The sequence below is a fragment of the Aurantimonas sp. DM33-3 genome (genome assembly GCF_014334315.1).
Classification (GTDB): Bacteria; Pseudomonadota; Alphaproteobacteria; order Rhizobiales; family Rhizobiaceae; genus Aurantimonas; species Aurantimonas coralicida.
Genome location: NZ_JACSGS010000009.1, coordinates 140,842 through 157,174 on the forward strand (window position 1 = coordinate 140,842; position 16,333 = coordinate 157,174).

Here is a 16,333-nt window from a genome sequence, read left to right on the forward strand (position 1 = left end):
CCAGCATTGCATCAGGGTCTGGTAGCGCGCGGCCCGGCCGGGTGCAATCGCGTCGCCGGGCAAGCGCGCCGGGTCGAGGTGCAGGCGCGCGAAAACGCCGCGACCGGGCCCTTTCTGCCGGCCTCCCACTGGCCCCGGAGGCCTTGCGCGCTAGCCTGTGACGTTCAGCCCACCCTGCCACTGCCCGCGAAAGCCGCCGATGCAATACCACGCCATCCACCAATGGGTCCGCCAGCGGATCGAGATCACGACGCTCGTGGCCGCACTAACCGCGGCAGCCGCGATCTGGGGGTTCGTCTCGCTCGCCGGCGAGGTGGTGGAAGGCGACACCAAGGGGCTCGACACCGACATCCTGCTCTGGTTCCGCAGCGCGACCGACCCGCAGGACCCGCTCGGCCCCGGCTGGATGGAAGAGTTCGGCCGCGACATGACCGCCCTCGGCGGCACCGGCGTCCTCGTCATGCTGACGCTGTTCGCCGGCGGCTTCCTGTGGATGCAGGGCAAGCGCCGCTCGATGATCATGATCTTCGCGGCGGTCGGCGGCGGTTTTGCCATGAGCCAGCTTCTCAAGTTCGGCTTCGACCGGCCGCGTCCCGACCTCGTGCCGCACGGCTCCATCGTCTACACGGCCAGCTTCCCGAGCGGTCACTCCATGATGTCGGCCGTCACCTATCTGACGCTGGCGATCCTCGTCGCCCGCGTCCAGGAGCGCCACCGGGTCCGCATCTATCTCATCACCATCGCCTGTTTCCTGACGGTGCTGGTCGGCGTCAGCCGCGTCTATCTCGGCGTGCACTGGCCGACCGACGTTCTCGCCGGCTGGACCGCGGGCGCCGCCTGGGCGGTCGGCTGGTGGATGCTGGCCCGCTGGCTGGAGGAACGTGGCGCGGTCGAGCCGGAAGCCCAGACGATCGACGACCCCGTCGATTCTGCCACGACCTGACGCCGACTGCGACGGCTCACGAGCGCTTCCATGGCCGCCCCAACCGGGCGGCCATAGGCGATCTCTATGCGCCTTTCGTCGTGCTTGCATGCCCCTAAGCCCTGATTCGCCAAGGCGTTAACACCATCGCGCCGCGAAATTGACGCAATCGGCTTGCGGAGCCGCCATTGCTATGGAAATGATCATGCCTTCGGACGCGGCGTTCCTGACACTTTCGCGCGCGCCAAACAGACCGGCATCCCAGAAGCACCGGAAAACGGGCGGGCAATGGAATATTTTCTTCAGCAATTGATCAACGGTATCACGCTCGGCTCGATCTACGGGCTGATCGCCATCGGATACACGATGGTCTACGGCATCATCGGCATGATCAATTTCGCCCATGGCGAGATTTTCATGATCGGATCGTTCGTCTCGCTTACGGTCTTCTTGGCGCTCGCCGCCCTCGGCATCACGTTCCTGCCGCTGGTGCTGCTGATCATGGTGCTGGTCGCCATGCTCTGCACCTCGCTCTGGGGCTGGACGGTCGAGCGGGTCGCCTACCGGCCGCTGCGCGGCTCCTTCCGGCTCGCTCCGCTGATCACCGCCATCGGCATGTCGATCTTCCTGCAGAACTTCGTGCAGGTGACCCAGGGTGCCCGCGTCAAGCCGCTGCCGCCGCAGATCCAAGGCGGCATCACGCTGATGGATTCGCCCTCCGGCATCGTCGTGCAGCTTAGCTACATGCAGATGATCATCATCGGCATGACCATCGTCCTGATGGCCGGCTTCTCGCTGCTGATCTCGCGCACCTCGCTCGGCCGCCAGCAGCGCGCCTGTGAGCAGGACCGCAAGATGGCGTCCCTGCTCGGCGTCAATGTCGACCGCACCATCTCGCTGACCTTCGTGCTCGGCGCCTCGCTCGCCGCCGTCGCCGGCATGATGTACCTGCTCTATTACGGCGTCATTGACTTCTATATCGGCTTCATCGCCGGGGTGAAGGCGTTCACCGCGGCGGTTCTGGGCGGCATCGGCTCGCTGCCGGGCGCCATGCTGGGCGGCCTCGCCATCGGCCTGATCGAGACCTTCTGGTCCGGCTATTTCTCGGTCGAGTACAAGGACGTCGCCGCCTTCTCCATCTTGGCGATCGTGCTGATCTTCATGCCCTCCGGCCTGCTCGGCCGGCCTGAAGTCGAGAAGGTCTGATCGCGATGGCCAGCACGACATCAGCCACCGCGGCGAACCGCCCCGAGGGCGCGGAGATCCTGTCCGAAGAGCGGCGCGACGCTGCGCGGGGCGAACCGCCCTTCACCGAAGCGCCGACCGGCGACAGCCGCCTCGTCGCCTCCCTGAAGGAGGCCGGCATCACCGCGGCGATCATCGCGGTCATCACCCTGTTCTTCCTGGCTTTCCGGTCCGACATCGCATCGGGCGGCCTGTCCCTGACGCTGCGGCCGGAGCTCTGGCTGGTCTGGGTGGCGATCGCCTTCGGCGTCCGCTTCCTCCTGTCCTACTTCGTCTTCCGTTCCGAACAGCCGATCACCGGCTTTCTCAAGAAGACCTTCGCGCCTACCGCCCGCGGCCTGCCGATCGGCAAGGTCCTCGGCATCGCGCTGCTGCTGGTCGCGCTGACCCTGCCCTATCTCCTGGCGACGCTGGTTCCGAGCCAGAACCGCTATCTCCTCGACCTGGCGATCCTGATCCTCACCTATGTGATGCTGGGCTGGGGACTGAACATCGTCGTCGGCCTCGCCGGCCTGCTCGATCTCGGCTACGTCGCCTTCTACGCGGTCGGCGCCTATTCCTTTGCGCTGCTGTCGACGAATTTCGGTCTCGGCTTCTGGGTCTGCCTGCCCATGGCCGGCCTGTTCGCGGCGATGTGGGGCGTCATGCTGGGCTTCCCGGTGCTGCGCCTGCGCGGTGACTATCTGGCCATCGTCACCCTCGCCTTCGGCGAGATCATCCGCATCGTCCTGTTGAACTGGTACGAGTTCACCGGCGGCCCGAACGGCCTCCTGGGCATTCCCAAGCCGACGCTGTTCGGCCTGGAGTTCAACCGCGGCGACAATTCCTTCGCGGAGTATTTCAACCTCGAATACGACACCGTGCAGCGGTTCGTGTTCCTCTACTATATCATCCTGGCGCTCGCCCTGATCACCAACTTCGTCACCCTGCGGCTGCGCAAGCTGCCGGTCGGCCGGGCCTGGGAAGCGCTGCGCGAGGACGAGATCGCCTGTCGCTCGCTCGGCATTAACACCACCAACGTCAAGCTCACGGCCTTCGCCACGGGCGCCATGTTCGGCGGTTTCGCCGGCGCCTTCTTCGCCACCCGGCAGGGCTTCATCTCGCCGGAGAGCTTCACCTTCATCGAATCGGCGATCATCCTCGCCATCGTGGTGCTCGGCGGCCTCGGCTCGCAGCTCGGCGTGGTCATCGCCTCGGTGGTGATGATCGGCGGCATCGAACTCCTGCGAAACCTCACCATCCTGCAGGCGGTGTTCGGTTCGGACTTCGATCCGACCCAGTACCGCATGCTGATCTTCGGTCTCGCCATGGTGGCGATCATGGTGTGGAAGCCGCGCGGCCTGATCTCGTCGCGCTCCCCATCCGATGTCTACAAGGAGAAGAAGAAGATCGGCGCCGATCAGGTCTCCCAGGGCGAGGGTCACTAATGTCGAACACCTCTCACCGCTGGTCGCTCGACCCGGTTCTGACCGTCGAGCATCTGACGATGCGCTTCGGCGGCCTGACCGCCGTGGACGACCTCTCCTTCAATGTCGGGCGCGGCGACATCACCGCCCTGATCGGCCCGAACGGCGCCGGCAAGACCACGGTCTTCAACTGCGTCACCGGCTTCTACAAGCCGACCGAGGGCCGCATCGCCATGCGCCGGGGCCGCAATGTCCCGGACGCCAAGATCGCCGCCCTCACCCGCAGCGGCAACCAGTATGACCGCGACGACGAGCACGCGGTGTTCCTCCTCGAGCGGATGACCGACTTCCGCATCACCGAGGTCGCCGGCGTCGCGCGCACCTTCCAGAACATCCGCCTGTTCGGCGGCATGACGGTGCTGGAGAACCTGCTGGTCGCGCAGCACAACAAGCTGATGCGCGCCTCCGGCATGACCATCGGCGGCCTGTTCGGCCTGCCCGGCTACCGGCGCGCCGCCGCCGATGCCAAGCGCAAGGCGATCGAATGGCTGGGGCACACCCGCCTTCTCGACCGCGCCGACGACCCGGCGTCCGACCTTCCCTACGGCGCCCAGCGCCGGCTGGAGATCGCCCGGGCCATGTGCACCGATCCGGCGCTGCTGTGCCTCGACGAGCCGGCGGCCGGCCTCAACCCGCGGGAATCGGCCGAGCTGAACACGCTCTTGCGCTACATCCGCGACGAGCATGACGTCTCGGTGCTGCTGATCGAGCACGACATGGGCGTGGTGATGGAGATTTCCGACCACATCATCGTGCTCGACTACGGCAAGAAGATCTCCGACGGTTCGGCCGCCGAGGTGCGCGACGACCCCAAGGTCATCGCCGCCTATCTGGGCGTCGACGACGAGGAGGTGGAGCAGGTCGAGCAGGATCTCGGCGTCAAGAAGGCCGGCGCGTCGACGCACGCCGCCGACGGCAGTCAGGGAGACATGGCATGAGCGCGGTCGCGCCGACGCCCGCGGGGGAGCCGATGCTGGCGGTCCGCGGCGTGCATACCTTCTACGGCAAGATCCAGGCGCTGCGGGGCGTCGATGTCGACGTCTTCGCCGGCGAGATCGTCACCATGATCGGCGCCAACGGGGCCGGCAAGTCGACCCTGATGATGACCATCTGCGGCAATCCGCAGGCTCGCGAGGGGCAGATCCTCTATCGCGGCGAGGACATCACCCACATGCCGACCCACGACATCATGTCCCGGTCGATCGCCCAGTCGCCGGAAGGACGCCGCGTCTTCGGCCGGATGACCGTGATGGAGAACCTCCAGATGGGGGCCATCATGGAGGACGAGAAATATTTCGACGACGACCTTCGCAAGGTCTTCGAACTGTTCCCGCGGCTCAAGGAGCGGCGCGGCCAGCGCGGCGGCACCCTGTCGGGCGGCGAGCAGCAGATGCTGGCCATCGGCCGGGCGCTGATGAGCCGGCCGAAGCTCCTGCTTCTGGACGAGCCGTCCCTCGGCCTCGCCCCGCTGATCGTCAAGCAGATCTTCGACGTCATCCGCGAGTTGAACGCCAATGAGGGGCTGACCGTCTTCCTCGTCGAGCAGAACGCCTTCCACGCCCTGCGCCTCGCCCATCGCGGCTACGTCATGGTCAACGGTACCGTCACCATGTCGGGCACCGGCAAGGAGCTTCTGGCCCGCGAGGAAGTGCGCAGCGCCTATCTGGAAGGGGGAGCCCACTGATGGAATCCGAAATGGGCCTGCTCTGGGAAGTCGCCCTGCCCGAATTCCTGCTCGTCACCGTCGTTCTCGGCGGCGGCGGTGCCTGGATGATCGGCCGCTCCACCGCGCTGACGTGGAACGGCTGGGGTCTGATGACCTTCTACGTGCTGTTGCTGACGATGGCCGTCCGCTTCATTCACTTCAGTCTGTTCGGCGGCTCGTTCTTTCTGCCGCCGGCGACATTCGGCACCGCGATCTACTATGGACTGATCGACTTCATCGTATTGTTGGCCATTGCCGCCGCTGGCCGCAGCTATGTCCGCAACCGTCAGATGTCTCGGCAGTACGGTATATTGCACGGTAACCATCGCTGACTCTGCCGCATTAATGAGCGCCGGCGAAAAACTGTGCCGGGGCTATTCCAACGGCAGCGAATCCGGTCTTAAATCCCCCTCGGTAGAGGACGGTCAACACCGCCTCGTGGCCCACCGGCCGCCAGAAGCAACAGGAAGGTTCCCATGAAGAAAGCACTCCTAGCCGGCGCAGCGCTCAACCTGGTATTCGCTGGCGCAGCGTTTGCCGAGATCACGATCGGCGTCGCCGGCCCCATGACCGGCCAGTACGCGAGCTTCGGTGAGCAGTTGCGCACGGGCGCCGAGCAGGCCGTTGCCGACATCAACGCCGCCGGCGGCGTGAATGGCGAGATGCTGAAGCTTTCGGTCGGCGACGACGCCTGCGATCCGAAGCAGGCCGTGGCCGTGGCCAACCAGTTCGCCTCGCAGGGCGTGCCGTTCGTGGCCGGCCATTTCTGCTCGGGCTCCTCGATCCCGGCCAGCCAGGTCTATGCCGACGAGCAGATCGTCCAGATCTCCCCGGCCTCGACCAACCCGGACTTCACCGACAAGCGCCCGGGCGACGGCGTGTTCCGCGTCTGCGGTCGTGACGACCAGCAGGGCGAAGTCGCCGGCAAGTACATCTCGGACAACTTCCCGGATGCCAACGTCGCGATCATCAACGACAAGACCGCCTACGGTAAGGGCCTCGCCGACCAGACCCAGAAGTTCTACGAGGAAGCGTCCGGCAAGAAGCCGGCCCTCGTCGAGGCCTATACGGCCGGCGAAAAGGACTACACCGCCCTCGTCACCAAGATGAAGGAAGCCGGCATCAACCTGCTCTACATCGGCGGCTACCACACCGAAGCCGGCCTGATGGCGCGCCAGATGCGCGAGCAGGGCATGGACACCGTGCTGATGTCGGGCGACGCGCTCGTCGCCGAGGAATACTGGGCGATCACCGGCGACGCCGGCCAGGGCACGCTCATGACCTTCTCGCCGGATCCGCGCAAGAACGAGGCCGCAGCGCCGGTCGTCGCCGAGCTCGAAAAGGCCGGCAAGACCGCCGAGGGCTACGTGCTCTACACCTACGCGGCGATCCAGGCCTGGGCCGACGCGGTCAAGAAGGCCGGTTCCACCGACTTCGATCCGGTCGTCACCGCCCTCAATGATGGCGACTACGCCACGGTCATCGGCGACCTGACCTTCGACGACAAGGGCGACGTCACGCTGCCCGGCTACGTCGTCTACGAGTGGAAGGACGGCCAGTACGACTACGTCGACGGCGCCGCCCAGTAAGCATCAGGACGCGGCAGACGCCGCATCCCGACATGACGAAGGCCCCGGTGCATCGCGCCGGGGCCTTTGTCGTTCAGGGCAATCAGCTCGACTGTCCGAGCACACTCCCGCTTCCGTGACCGCCGCCCGCCATGGGCGGGGACGGCGACCGGTATTCCGCCGTCAGTCCTGCCCGTGCTTGAACACGGCGGCGCGCTTCTCGCGGAAGGCGGACATGCCCTCCTTCTGGTCGGAGCCGGAAAACAGCGCGTGGAAGGTGCGACGCTCGTGCAGTAGCCCCTCGCGCAGGCCCACCTCGAACGACCGGTTGGTGGCTTCCTTGGCGGTGATCGTCGCCGGCTTGGAGAACTCCGCAATGGTTCGGGCGGCGGACATCGCCTCCTCCATCAGCGAGGCCGCGGGCACCAGCCGCGACACCAGCCCCATCCGCTCGGCTTCCTCGGCCTCGACCATCCGGCCGGTGAGGATCATGTCCATCGCCTTGTACTTGCCGACGGCGCGGGTCAGGCGCTGCGAGCCGCCCATGCCGGGAATGACGCCGAGCTTGATCTCCGGCTGGCCGAACTTCGCGGTGTCGGACGCGATGATCAGTTCGCACATCATCGCCAGTTCGCAGCCGCCGCCCAGCGCGAAGCCGGACACCGCCGCGACCATCGGCGTGCGCACCCGCTCCAGCATCTCCCAGTCGGAGAACCAGTCGGCGAGCATCATCTCCATGACCGTGCGGTCTTCCATCTCCTTGATGTCGGCGCCGGCGGCGAAGGCCTTTTCCGAACCGGTGATCAGGATCGCGCCGACGCCGGGATCGCGGTCGAGCTCGGCAGTCAGCCTCACGATCTCGCGCATGACCTCGGAATTGAGCGCATTCAGCGCCTTCGGCCGGTTCAGGGTGAGGATCGCGACGCGGCCCTCCCGGCTGGTGAGTACGACCTTGTCTTCGCTCATCTGTCCTCCTCTTGCGGGGCCCTGCCCGCTCTCGGCTCTGCGACATGGGGCGACGGTCCGGGCTGCCGTCTCCGGCAACCCGGCCGCCGCGATCGCGGTCCTATTTCGGGGCCATGCGGATGGCGCCGTCGAGGCGGATCGTCTCGCCGTTGAGCATCGCGTTCTCGGCGATGTGGACGACCAGCCTGGCGTATTCCTCGGCGGTTCCGAGGCGCGACGGGAACGGCACCGCGGCCGCCAGCGAGGCCTGCACCTCTTCCGGCATGCCGGCCAGCATCGGCGTCTCGAAGATACCCGGCGCGATGGTCATCACCCGGATGCCGGTCTGCGCCAGGTCGCGCGCCATCGGCAGCGTCATGCCGGCGATGGCCGCCTTGGAGGCCGAATAGGCGAGCTGGCCGATCTGGCCGTCGAAGGCGGCGACCGACGAGGTCGAGACGATCAGGCCGCGCTCGCCATCGGCGTTGAGCGGGTCGCCCTCGGACATCAGCTGCGCCACCTGCGAGGCCATGTTGAAGGAGCCGATCAGATTGACCGCGATCACCTTCTGGAACAGCGCCGGGTCATGGGCCGCGCCGCGCGAGATCGTCTTGCGGCCGGCCACGATGCCCGCGCAATTGACCAGGATGCGCGGCGTGCCGATCGCCTCGACGGCCAGCGCCAGTGCCTGCCGGACCGATTCGGAATCGGACACGTCGCAGCGCACGAAGACGCCGCCGATCTCGTCCGCGACCGCCTGTCCGGCTTCCTCGTTGAGGTCCAGCACCGCGACCTTGGCCCCCTTGGCGGCCAGTGCGCGCGCCGTGCCGCGCCCGAGACCCGAGCCTGCGCCGGTCACGATCGCCGGTGTCGTCGTTCCGATATCCAAGCATTCCTCCATGCGTTGCGGGTCGGGACCGCTGAAATGCGGCGCCTCGCCCCTTGGGATGTGTCTATTGCCGTAGCCCCGCGCGTTCCCCGGCGAAAGCCGGAAATGACGCCGGCCCGCGATCTTTCCCCCTCGTCTTCCACCCGGCCGCGCCACGTCGTATGCACGGCAGCGATCTGTCACAGGAGTCCGGCATGTCCCGTACCGTTTACGTCAATGGCGCCTACGTCCCCGAGGAAGAGGCGACGATCTCGGTCTTCGACCGCGGCTTTCTGTTCGCCGACGGCGTCTACGAGGTCACCACCGTCCTGTCCGGCAAGCTGGTCGATTTCGGCCCGCACATGAAGCGGCTGGCGCGCTCGCTCGGCGAGCTCGACATGCCCTCGCCCGCAAGCGAGGACGAATTGCTGACGATCCACCGCGAGCTGGTCACCCGCAACGGCCTCGACGAGGGGCTGATCTACATGCAGGTGACCCGCGGCGCCGCCGATCGCGACTTCCTGTTCCCGCCGAAGGACACCGCGCCGTCCCTCGTCCTGTTCACCCAGGCCATGGTTCTGCGCGACAAGCCGGCGGCGCGCACCGGCATCCGCATCGCCTCGGTGCCCGACCTGCGCTGGGCCCGCCGCGACATCAAGACAGTGCAGCTGCTCTATCCGTCCATGGCCAAAATGGAGGCCAAGTCGCGGGGCGCCGACGACGCCTGGCTGGTCGAGGACGGCGTCGTCACCGAAGGCTCGTCCAACAACGCCCATATCGTCACCGCCGACGGCACGCTGATCACCCGCGACCTGTCGCATTCGATCCTGCACGGCATCACCCGCGCCGCGGTGCTGAAGCTGGCAGCCGACGACGGCGTGAAGGTCGAGGAGCGCAGCTTCACCCTCGAAGAGGCGAAGAACGCCAGCGAGGCCTTCGTGACCTCTGCCTCCACCTTCGTCATGCCGGTGGTCGAGATCGACGGCCAACCGGTCGGCAGCGGTGCGCCCGGCCCGATCGCCAGGCGCCTGCGCGAGATCTATCTCGCCGAGGCCGACCGCACCGCCATCTGACGGCACGAGACGCCGGCCGGTCGGCACGCCGCCGGTCGGCGCCTCGACCGCCAGCGAAGCCGGCCATCGGCTTCGCTTTCGTTTCTTGCGCTTCGGTTTCGTTTTGCCCATGATCGCTCCGTCACGGGAGGAGTGTACCATGCTGTCGGACCGACAGACGCAGATACTCGAGAGTGCCAAGCGCAGCGGCCGCGTCTCGGTGGAGGAACTGGCGGCCCGCTACGACGTGTCGGTCCAGACCATCCGCAAGGACCTGAACGACCTTTGCGATCAGCGGCTTCTGGCCCGCGTCCATGGCGGCGCGGTGCTGTCCTCCGGCGTCGAGAATGTCGGCTACGACGCCCGCCGCACCATCGCGGCCGACGAGAAGGGCGCGATCGGCCGGGCGGTTGCCGATCTCGTGCCGGACCGCGCCTCGCTCTTCGTCAATATCGGCACCACGACCGAAGCCGTCGCCCGCGCGCTGCTGCGCCATGCCGGGCTGATGGTCATCACCAACAACATCAACGTCGCCACCGTCATGCGGCCCTATCCGGAGATCGAGGTGGTGATCGCCGGCGGCGTCGTGCGCCGCTCCGATGGCGGCATCGTCGGCGAGGCAGCGGTGGATTTCATCCGCCAGTTCCGGGTCGATTTCGCCGTCATCGGCGTCTCGGCCATCGATCCCGACGGCTCGCTCCTGGATTTCGACTATCGCGAGGTGCGCGTCGCCCAGGCGATCATCTCCAATGCGCGCCACGTCATCCTGGCGGCGGATTCGTCCAAGTTCGAGCGCAGCGCGCCGGTGAGGATCGGCCATCTCGACCAGGTCCACACCTTCGTCACCGACGTCGCGCCCGACGGAATCCGGCAGATCTGCCAGGACCGCGAGGTCCGTCTGATCGAGGCCGGCCGGCGCGATGCGACCAAAGCCGACGCCGCCGAGTAGTTTTCGTTTGACGTTCGGTTTGGTTTCGTAATAGCCTTCTGATATTCGCAATCGCAACCTCGAATGTTGCGGTGCGAAGCCTGGGGAGGCTCTTCTGGATTACGACGTTTTCATCATTGGTGGTGGAATCAACGGCTGCGGCATCGCCCGCGACGCCGTCGGCCGCGGCTACCGGGTCGGGCTCGCCGAGATGAACGATCTCGCCTCCGGCACGTCCTCCTGGTCGACCAAGCTGGTGCATGGCGGCCTGCGCTATCTCGAACACTACGAATTCAGCCTCGTGCGCCACGCCCTGATGGAGCGCGAGGTGCTGTGGAGCATCGCGCCGCACATCATCCGGCCGCTGCGCTTCGTCCTGCCCCATCATGACGGCCTGCGCCCGGCCTGGCTCCTGCGCCTCGGCCTGTTCCTCTACGACCATATCGGCGGCCGCCGGAAGCTGAAGGCGACGACCACCGTCGATCTCGACGGGCCGCTGGGCGCGCCGCTGAAGGACGATTTCCAGAAGGGCTTCGAATATTCCGACGCCCGCGTCGACGACGCCCGCCTCGTCGTCCTCAACGCCCGCGATGCGGCCGCGCGCGGCGCCGACATCATGGTCCGCACCAAGGTGACCGAGGCGCGGCGCGAGAAGGACGGCTGGGTCATCGCCCTCCACGATCAGGAGACCGGCGCGGTCCGCTCCGTCACCGCGCGCTTCCTGGTCAATGTCGGCGGCCCGTGGGTCGACGCCATCATCCAGAACGCCATGGGCCGCAACGGCGCCAATCACATCCGCCTCGTCCAGGGCTCGCACATCGTCACGCGCAAGCTCTACGACCACGACCGCGCCTACATCTTCCAGAACGCCGACGGGCGGATCATCTTCACCATCCCCTACGAGGACGACTTCACCCTCGTCGGCACCACCGACCAGGACTATGAAGGCGACCCGTCGCAGGTGGCGATCAGCCAAGGCGAGATCGACTATCTCCTGTCGGCCGCCAGCGAGTATTTCGCCAGGCCGGTCGTCGCCGAGGACATCGTCTGGACCTATTCCGGCGTGCGCCCGCTCTTCGACGACGGCGCCTCCAAGGCGCAGGAAGCCACCCGCGACTACGTCCTGAAGGTCGAGGGCGAGAATGGCGAAGCGCGGGTCCTCAACTGCTTCGGCGGCAAGATCACCACCTATCGCGTCCTGTCGGAAGAAGTGCTCGGCAAGATCGCCCATCATCTCGGCGCCAAGGGCAAGAGCTGGACCGGCGACGAGCCGCTGCCGGGCGGCGACTTCGCCGTCGACGGCGTCGGCGCGCTGGAGACGGCACTGCGCCAGGCCGCGCCCGAACTCGACGCGGCGACGATCCACCGGCTCGTCCGCTCCTACGGCACCGACGCGGCAAGATTCGCCAGGACCGGTGCACTCGGCCGGGATTTCGGGCACGGTCTCTACCAGGCCGAGATCGACTGGCTGATCGCGGAGGAATGGGCTCGCACGGCAGAGGATATCCTGTGGCGCCGCACCAAGCTTGGCCTGCGCTTCAGGGCCGACGAGACGGATGCACTGGCGCAATATGTGACGCAGCGCCAGAATGAACGGAGGACGGCGGCCGAATAGAACCGGCGCGTCTGGGAGGACACATTGCTCGTATTGCAGAACGTCAGCCGCAGCGTCGGCGGCGAAAAGCACATCATAGACGTCTCGCTGACCCTCGACCGCGGCTCGCTCAACGTGCTGCTCGGGCCGACGCTGGCCGGCAAGACCAGCCTGATGCGGCTGATGGCCGGCCTCGACGCGCCGACGTCGGGCCGCGTCGTCATGGACGGCAGGGACGTGACCGGCGTGCCCGTGCGCAAGCGCAACGTCGCCATGGTCTACCAGCAGTTCATCAACTACCCGACCCTGACGGTCTACGAGAACATCGCCTCGCCGATGCGCATCGCCGGCAAGTCGGCGGCCGAGATCGAGGCCGCGGTCCAGAAGGCAGCGGCGCTGATGAAGCTGACGCCCTTCCTCGACCGCACGCCGCTCAACCTCTCCGGCGGCCAGCAGCAGCGCACCGCGCTCGCCCGCGCCCTCGTCAAGAATGCCGAACTCGTGCTGCTCGATGAGCCGCTGGCCAATCTCGACTACAAGCTGCGCGAGGAACTGCGCGAGGAACTGCCGAAGATCTTCGCCGAGACCGGCGCGATCTTCGTCTACGCCACCACCGAGCCCCACGAGGCGCTGCTTCTGGGCGGACGCACCGCGACCCTGTCCAAGGGCCGCGTCACCCAGTTCGGCGAGACGCCGGACGTCTATCGCCAGCCCCATGATCTTCTGACCGCGCGCACCTTCTCCGATCCGCCGCTCAACGTCATGGCCTTCACCAAGTCAGGCAGCCGCTTCACCTCGCCCAACGGCGTCGTCTTCGAGGCCGCGCCGGGCCAGGCCGGCCTGCCGGACGGCCGCTATCTCGGCGGCATCCGGCCCCATCACCTCACCGTCGAGACCGGCGACACCACCGGAACCGTCTTTCCGGCGGTGATCAGCCTGACCGAGGTCACCGGCTCGGAAACCTACATCCACGCCGAGGTCGGCGAGGACCGGATCATCGCCCTCGTCCACGGCGTGCGCCGCCACGAGACGGGCGAGACCATCCGCCTGTCCTTCGATCCCGCCAGCCTTCTCGTCTTCGACGAAGCGGGCAACGCCGTCGCGGCGCCCGCCCGACACGCGGCCTGAGGAGAACGCCATGGCCCGCATCCGCCTCGACCATATCCGCCACGCCTATTCGCCGGCCCTTGCCGCGGCCGACATCTACGCCCTGCGCGAGGTCCACCACACCTTCGACGACGGCGGCGCCTATGCGCTGCTCGGGCCGTCGGGCTGCGGCAAGACCACGTTGCTCAACATCATCTCCGGCCTGCTGACCCCGTCCGAGGGCAGCGTCCTGTTCGGCGACGACGACGTGACCATGCTGACGCCCGAGGCGCGCAACATCGCCCAGGTGTTCCAGTTTCCGGTCATCTACGACACCATGACGGTGCGCGAGAACCTCGCCTTCCCGCTGAAGAACCGGAAGGTGCCGGCCGCCGAGATCAAGACCCGTGTCGAAGACATGATCGGCCGCATCGGCCTCGAGGCCAAGGCCGACCGCAAGGCCCGCGGCCTGACCGCCGACGAGAAGCAGAAGATCTCGCTCGGCCGCGGCCTGGTGCGCTCCGACGTCAACGCCATCCTCTTCGACGAGCCGCTGACGGTCATCGACCCGCACATGAAGTGGCAGCTGCGCTCGGAGCTGAAGCAGCTCCACCGCGAATTCGCGATGACCATGGTCTACGTCACCCACGACCAGACCGAGGCGCTCACCTTCGCCGACAAGGTCGTCGTCATGTACGAGGGCGAGGTCGTGCAGATCGGCACGCCCGAGGAACTGTTCGAGCGGCCCCAGCACACCTTCGTCGGCTATTTCATCGGCTCGCCGGGCATGAACGTCCTGCCCTGCCGGATCGACGGCAGCGACGCGATGGTCTCCGACATGCGCATCGCCCTGCCGGGCGGCCGCGCGGCCTATGCCGCCGGGGCGAAGACCGAACTCGGCATCCGGCCGGAATTCGTCACCATCGTCGACCGCGGCGACGGCGACGCCGTGCCGGTGACCATCGACAAGGTCGAGGACGTGGGATCGGAGCGCATCGTGCGGGCCCGCCTCGGCGAGCATCCGCTCAGCGCCATCGTGCGCGAAGGCGTCGCGATTCCCACCGACGCGGCCATGCGCTTCGCGCCCGACGCGCTCAATCTCTATGCCGATTCCCGGCTGGTCGGACGGGTCTAGGGAGAACGCACATGGACAAGACCTGGAACAACAAAGCCTGGTTCATGGTCATGCCGGTGCTGGTGCTGGTCGCCTTCTCCGCCGTGATCCCGCTGATGACCGTGGTCAACTACGCGGTGCAGGACACCTTCGGAAACAACCAGTTCTTCTGGTACGGCACCGACTGGTTCGAGGAGGTGCTGACCTCGGCGCGCTTCCACGACGCCCTCATCCGCAACCTCGCCTTCTCGGCCATCATCCTGACCATCGAGGTGCCGCTCGGCATCCTCGTGGCGCTGGCCATGCCCCGCAAGGGCATCTGGGTGCCGGTGTGCCTCGTCCTGATGGCGCTGCCGCTGCTGATCCCGTGGAACGTCGTCGGCACGATCTGGCAGGTCTTCGCGCGCACCGACATCGGCCTGTTCGGCTACACGCTCGCCTCGCTCGGCCTCGACTACAATTACGTTCAGGACCCGTTCGACGCCTGGGTCACCGTCATCATCATGGATGTCTGGCACTGGACGAGCCTCGTCGTCCTCCTGTGCTACGCCGGCCTCGTCTCGATCCCCGACGCCTACTACCAGGCCGCCAAGATCGACGGCGCCTCGCGCTGGGCGGTGTTCCGCTTCATCCAGCTGCCCAAGATGGGCCGCGTGCTGCTGATCGCCGTGCTCCTGCGCTTCATGGATTCTTTCATGATCTACACCGAGCCCTTCGTCGTCACCGGCGGCGGACCGGGCAACGCCACGACCTTCCTGTCCATCGACCTGGTGAAGCTGGCGCTGGGCCAGTTCAACCTCGGCGAGGCAGCGGCGATGAGCCTGATCTACTTCCTGATCATCCTGGCGCTGTCCTGGGTCTTCTACACCATCATGACCAATGTCGGCACCGAGCGCCCGATGAAGGGAGGCGACAATGACTGACACCACGGCAAACCGCGACGTCGTCGAGGCTCCGGGCGCCGGCGCCGTGCCGCCCACCGGCCGGTCCGGCGAGGCGATCGCCCGGCGCAGCCGCAAGGCATCCGGCGGCTTCCGCTGGAAGGCGCTGATCCCGATCCTCTACATCGTCTTCCTGCTGCTGCCGATCTACTGGCTCGTCAATATGAGCTTCAAGACCAATCAGGAGATCCTGAGCGGGCTGACGCTGCTGCCGGAAAACCCGACCCTGCGCAACTACACGGTCATCCTGACCGACCCGTCCTGGTACAACGGCTACATCAACTCGATCATCTATGTCGTTCTGAACATGGTCATCTCGGTCTCGGTGGCGCTTCCGGCGGCCTATGCCTTCTCGCGCTTCCGCTTCCTGGGCGACAAGCACCTGTTCTTCTGGCTTCTGACCAACCGCATGGCGCCGCCGGCGGTGTTCGCCCTGCCCTTCTTCCAGCTCTATTCGGCCTTCGGCCTGATCGACACGCATATCGCCGTGGCGCTCGCCCATTGCCTGTTCAACGTGCCGCTGGCGGTGTGGATCCTGGAAGGCTTCATGTCGGGCGTGCCGAAGGAAATCGACGAGACCGCCTATATCGACGGCTATTCCTTCCCGCGCTTCTTCTTCAAGATCTTCACCCCGCTGATCGCCAGCGGCATCGGGGTCGCGGCCTTCTTCTGCTTCATGTTCTCCTGGGTCGAGCTGCTGATCGCCCGCACCCTGACGGTGACCGACGCCAAGCCGATCTCGGCGATCATGACGCGCACGGTTTCCGCCTCCGGCCTCGACTGGGGCGTCCTCGCCGCGGCCGGCGCCCTGACCATCATTCCCGGCGCGATCGTGATCTGGTTCGTGCGCAACTACATCGCCAAGGGCTTCGCCCTGGGGAGGGTGTGATGCGCAGCAC

General features: G+C 66.6%; 16 protein-coding genes. 14 read left to right on the plus strand and 2 right to left on the minus strand.

Annotated features, from left to right (window positions below):
• The first annotated feature begins 199 nt into the window (after positions 1–199).
• The 7 genes from H9Q09_RS13900 to H9Q09_RS13930 all read left to right on the plus strand — a co-directional run bounded on the left by H9Q09_RS13900 (position 200) and on the right by H9Q09_RS13930 (position 6,927).
• Positions 200–943 (plus strand): phosphatase PAP2 family protein, encoded by a 744-nt coding sequence (locus tag H9Q09_RS13900; RefSeq protein ID WP_024348623.1) that lies wholly within the window; start codon positions 200–202, stop codon positions 941–943.
• A 267-nt stretch (positions 944–1,210) separates the two neighbouring features.
• Complete coding sequence (locus H9Q09_RS13905; protein WP_009209006.1) at positions 1,211–2,128, plus strand: branched-chain amino acid ABC transporter permease; 918 nt, start codon at positions 1,211–1,213, stop codon at positions 2,126–2,128.
• A 5-nt stretch (positions 2,129–2,133) separates the two neighbouring features.
• Positions 2,134–3,594 (plus strand): high-affinity branched-chain amino acid ABC transporter permease LivM, encoded by a 1,461-nt coding sequence (gene livM, locus H9Q09_RS13910; RefSeq protein WP_187391525.1) that lies wholly within the window; start codon positions 2,134–2,136, stop codon positions 3,592–3,594.
• Entirely contained in the window at positions 3,594–4,571 is a 978-nt protein-coding gene (locus H9Q09_RS13915) for an ABC transporter ATP-binding protein (protein WP_187391526.1), read from the plus strand. Before livM ends, H9Q09_RS13915 begins: the two co-directional genes overlap by 1 nt.
• Positions 4,568–5,317 (plus strand): ABC transporter ATP-binding protein, encoded by a 750-nt coding sequence (locus H9Q09_RS13920; RefSeq protein ID WP_009209003.1) that lies wholly within the window; start codon positions 4,568–4,570, stop codon positions 5,315–5,317. The genes H9Q09_RS13915 and H9Q09_RS13920 overlap by 4 nt, the downstream gene beginning before the upstream one ends.
• Positions 5,317–5,670 carry a DUF6867 family protein gene (locus tag H9Q09_RS13925; RefSeq protein ID WP_187391527.1) on the plus strand — a complete coding sequence of 118 codons (354 nt, stop codon included), beginning with the start codon at positions 5,317–5,319 and terminating at the stop codon, positions 5,668–5,670. Before H9Q09_RS13920 ends, H9Q09_RS13925 begins: the two co-directional genes overlap by 1 nt.
• Positions 5,671–5,814: 144 nt before the next feature.
• On the plus strand, positions 5,815–6,927 hold the full coding sequence (locus tag H9Q09_RS13930) for a branched-chain amino acid ABC transporter substrate-binding protein (protein WP_187391528.1): 1,113 nt from the start codon (positions 5,815–5,817) through the stop codon (positions 6,925–6,927).
• A 162-nt stretch (positions 6,928–7,089) separates the two neighbouring features.
• Here the strand turns inward: H9Q09_RS13930 and H9Q09_RS13935 are convergent, their stop codons facing one another.
• Positions 7,090–7,872, minus strand: a complete 783-nt coding sequence (locus H9Q09_RS13935; protein WP_187391529.1) for an enoyl-CoA hydratase — start codon at positions 7,870–7,872, stop codon at positions 7,090–7,092.
• Positions 7,873–7,972: 100 nt separating this feature from the next.
• Positions 7,973–8,752, minus strand: coding sequence for an SDR family NAD(P)-dependent oxidoreductase (locus tag H9Q09_RS13940; RefSeq protein ID WP_187391530.1), 780 nt, complete (start codon positions 8,750–8,752; stop codon positions 7,973–7,975).
• 182 nt (positions 8,753–8,934) lie between these two features.
• Here H9Q09_RS13940 and H9Q09_RS13945 point away from each other — a divergent pair, with 182 nt between their 5' ends.
• From H9Q09_RS13945 to H9Q09_RS13975, 7 genes are all read left to right on the plus strand, one after another.
• Complete coding sequence (locus H9Q09_RS13945; protein ID WP_187391531.1) at positions 8,935–9,792, plus strand: D-amino-acid transaminase; 858 nt, start codon at positions 8,935–8,937, stop codon at positions 9,790–9,792.
• A 139-nt stretch (positions 9,793–9,931) separates the two neighbouring features.
• Complete coding sequence (locus tag H9Q09_RS13950) at positions 9,932–10,720, plus strand: DeoR/GlpR family DNA-binding transcription regulator (RefSeq protein ID WP_187391532.1); 789 nt, start codon at positions 9,932–9,934, stop codon at positions 10,718–10,720.
• Positions 10,721–10,814: 94 nt separating this feature from the next.
• Positions 10,815–12,314 carry a glycerol-3-phosphate dehydrogenase gene (gene glpD, locus H9Q09_RS13955; protein WP_187391560.1) on the plus strand — a complete coding sequence of 500 codons (1,500 nt, stop codon included), beginning with the start codon at positions 10,815–10,817 and terminating at the stop codon, positions 12,312–12,314.
• A gap of 24 nt (positions 12,315–12,338) precedes the next feature.
• Positions 12,339–13,421 carry an ABC transporter ATP-binding protein gene (locus H9Q09_RS13960; protein WP_187391533.1) on the plus strand — a complete coding sequence of 361 codons (1,083 nt, stop codon included), beginning with the start codon at positions 12,339–12,341 and terminating at the stop codon, positions 13,419–13,421.
• Positions 13,422–13,431: 10 nt separating this feature from the next.
• Entirely contained in the window at positions 13,432–14,514 is a 1,083-nt protein-coding gene (locus H9Q09_RS13965) for an ABC transporter ATP-binding protein (protein ID WP_024348634.1), read from the plus strand.
• A gap of 11 nt (positions 14,515–14,525) precedes the next feature.
• On the plus strand, positions 14,526–15,416 hold the full coding sequence (locus H9Q09_RS13970) for a sugar ABC transporter permease (RefSeq protein WP_187391534.1): 891 nt from the start codon (positions 14,526–14,528) through the stop codon (positions 15,414–15,416).
• Positions 15,409–16,323 carry a carbohydrate ABC transporter permease gene (locus tag H9Q09_RS13975; RefSeq protein ID WP_024348636.1) on the plus strand — a complete coding sequence of 305 codons (915 nt, stop codon included), beginning with the start codon at positions 15,409–15,411 and terminating at the stop codon, positions 16,321–16,323. Before H9Q09_RS13970 ends, H9Q09_RS13975 begins: the two co-directional genes overlap by 8 nt.
• Positions 16,324–16,333: the final 10 nt, after the last annotated feature.

What these genes read in the sequence shown, in the direction of transcription:
- H9Q09_RS13900 (WP_024348623.1), top strand. Translation starts at nt 200, where the DNA reads ATGCAATACCACGCCATCCACCAATGGGTCCGCCAGCGGATCGAGATC.
- H9Q09_RS13905 (WP_009209006.1), top strand. Translation starts at nt 1,211, where the DNA reads ATGGAATATTTTCTTCAGCAATTGATCAACGGTATCACGCTCGGCTCG.
- livM (WP_187391525.1), top strand. Translation starts at nt 2,134, where the DNA reads ATGGCCAGCACGACATCAGCCACCGCGGCGAACCGCCCCGAGGGCGCG.
- H9Q09_RS13915 (WP_187391526.1), top strand. Translation starts at nt 3,594, where the DNA reads ATGTCGAACACCTCTCACCGCTGGTCGCTCGACCCGGTTCTGACCGTC.
- H9Q09_RS13920 (WP_009209003.1), top strand. Translation starts at nt 4,568, where the DNA reads ATGAGCGCGGTCGCGCCGACGCCCGCGGGGGAGCCGATGCTGGCGGTC.
- H9Q09_RS13925 (WP_187391527.1), top strand. Translation starts at nt 5,317, where the DNA reads ATGGAATCCGAAATGGGCCTGCTCTGGGAAGTCGCCCTGCCCGAATTC.
- H9Q09_RS13930 (WP_187391528.1), top strand. Translation starts at nt 5,815, where the DNA reads ATGAAGAAAGCACTCCTAGCCGGCGCAGCGCTCAACCTGGTATTCGCT.
- H9Q09_RS13935 (WP_187391529.1), bottom strand. Translation starts at nt 7,872, where the DNA reads ATGAGCGAAGACAAGGTCGTACTCACCAGCCGGGAGGGCCGCGTCGCG.
- H9Q09_RS13940 (WP_187391530.1), bottom strand. Translation starts at nt 8,752, where the DNA reads ATGGAGGAATGCTTGGATATCGGAACGACGACACCGGCGATCGTGACC.
- H9Q09_RS13945 (WP_187391531.1), top strand. Translation starts at nt 8,935, where the DNA reads ATGTCCCGTACCGTTTACGTCAATGGCGCCTACGTCCCCGAGGAAGAG.
- H9Q09_RS13950 (WP_187391532.1), top strand. Translation starts at nt 9,932, where the DNA reads ATGCTGTCGGACCGACAGACGCAGATACTCGAGAGTGCCAAGCGCAGC.
- H9Q09_RS13965 (WP_024348634.1), top strand. Translation starts at nt 13,432, where the DNA reads ATGGCCCGCATCCGCCTCGACCATATCCGCCACGCCTATTCGCCGGCC.
- H9Q09_RS13970 (WP_187391534.1), top strand. Translation starts at nt 14,526, where the DNA reads ATGGACAAGACCTGGAACAACAAAGCCTGGTTCATGGTCATGCCGGTG.
- H9Q09_RS13975 (WP_024348636.1), top strand. Translation starts at nt 15,409, where the DNA reads ATGACTGACACCACGGCAAACCGCGACGTCGTCGAGGCTCCGGGCGCC.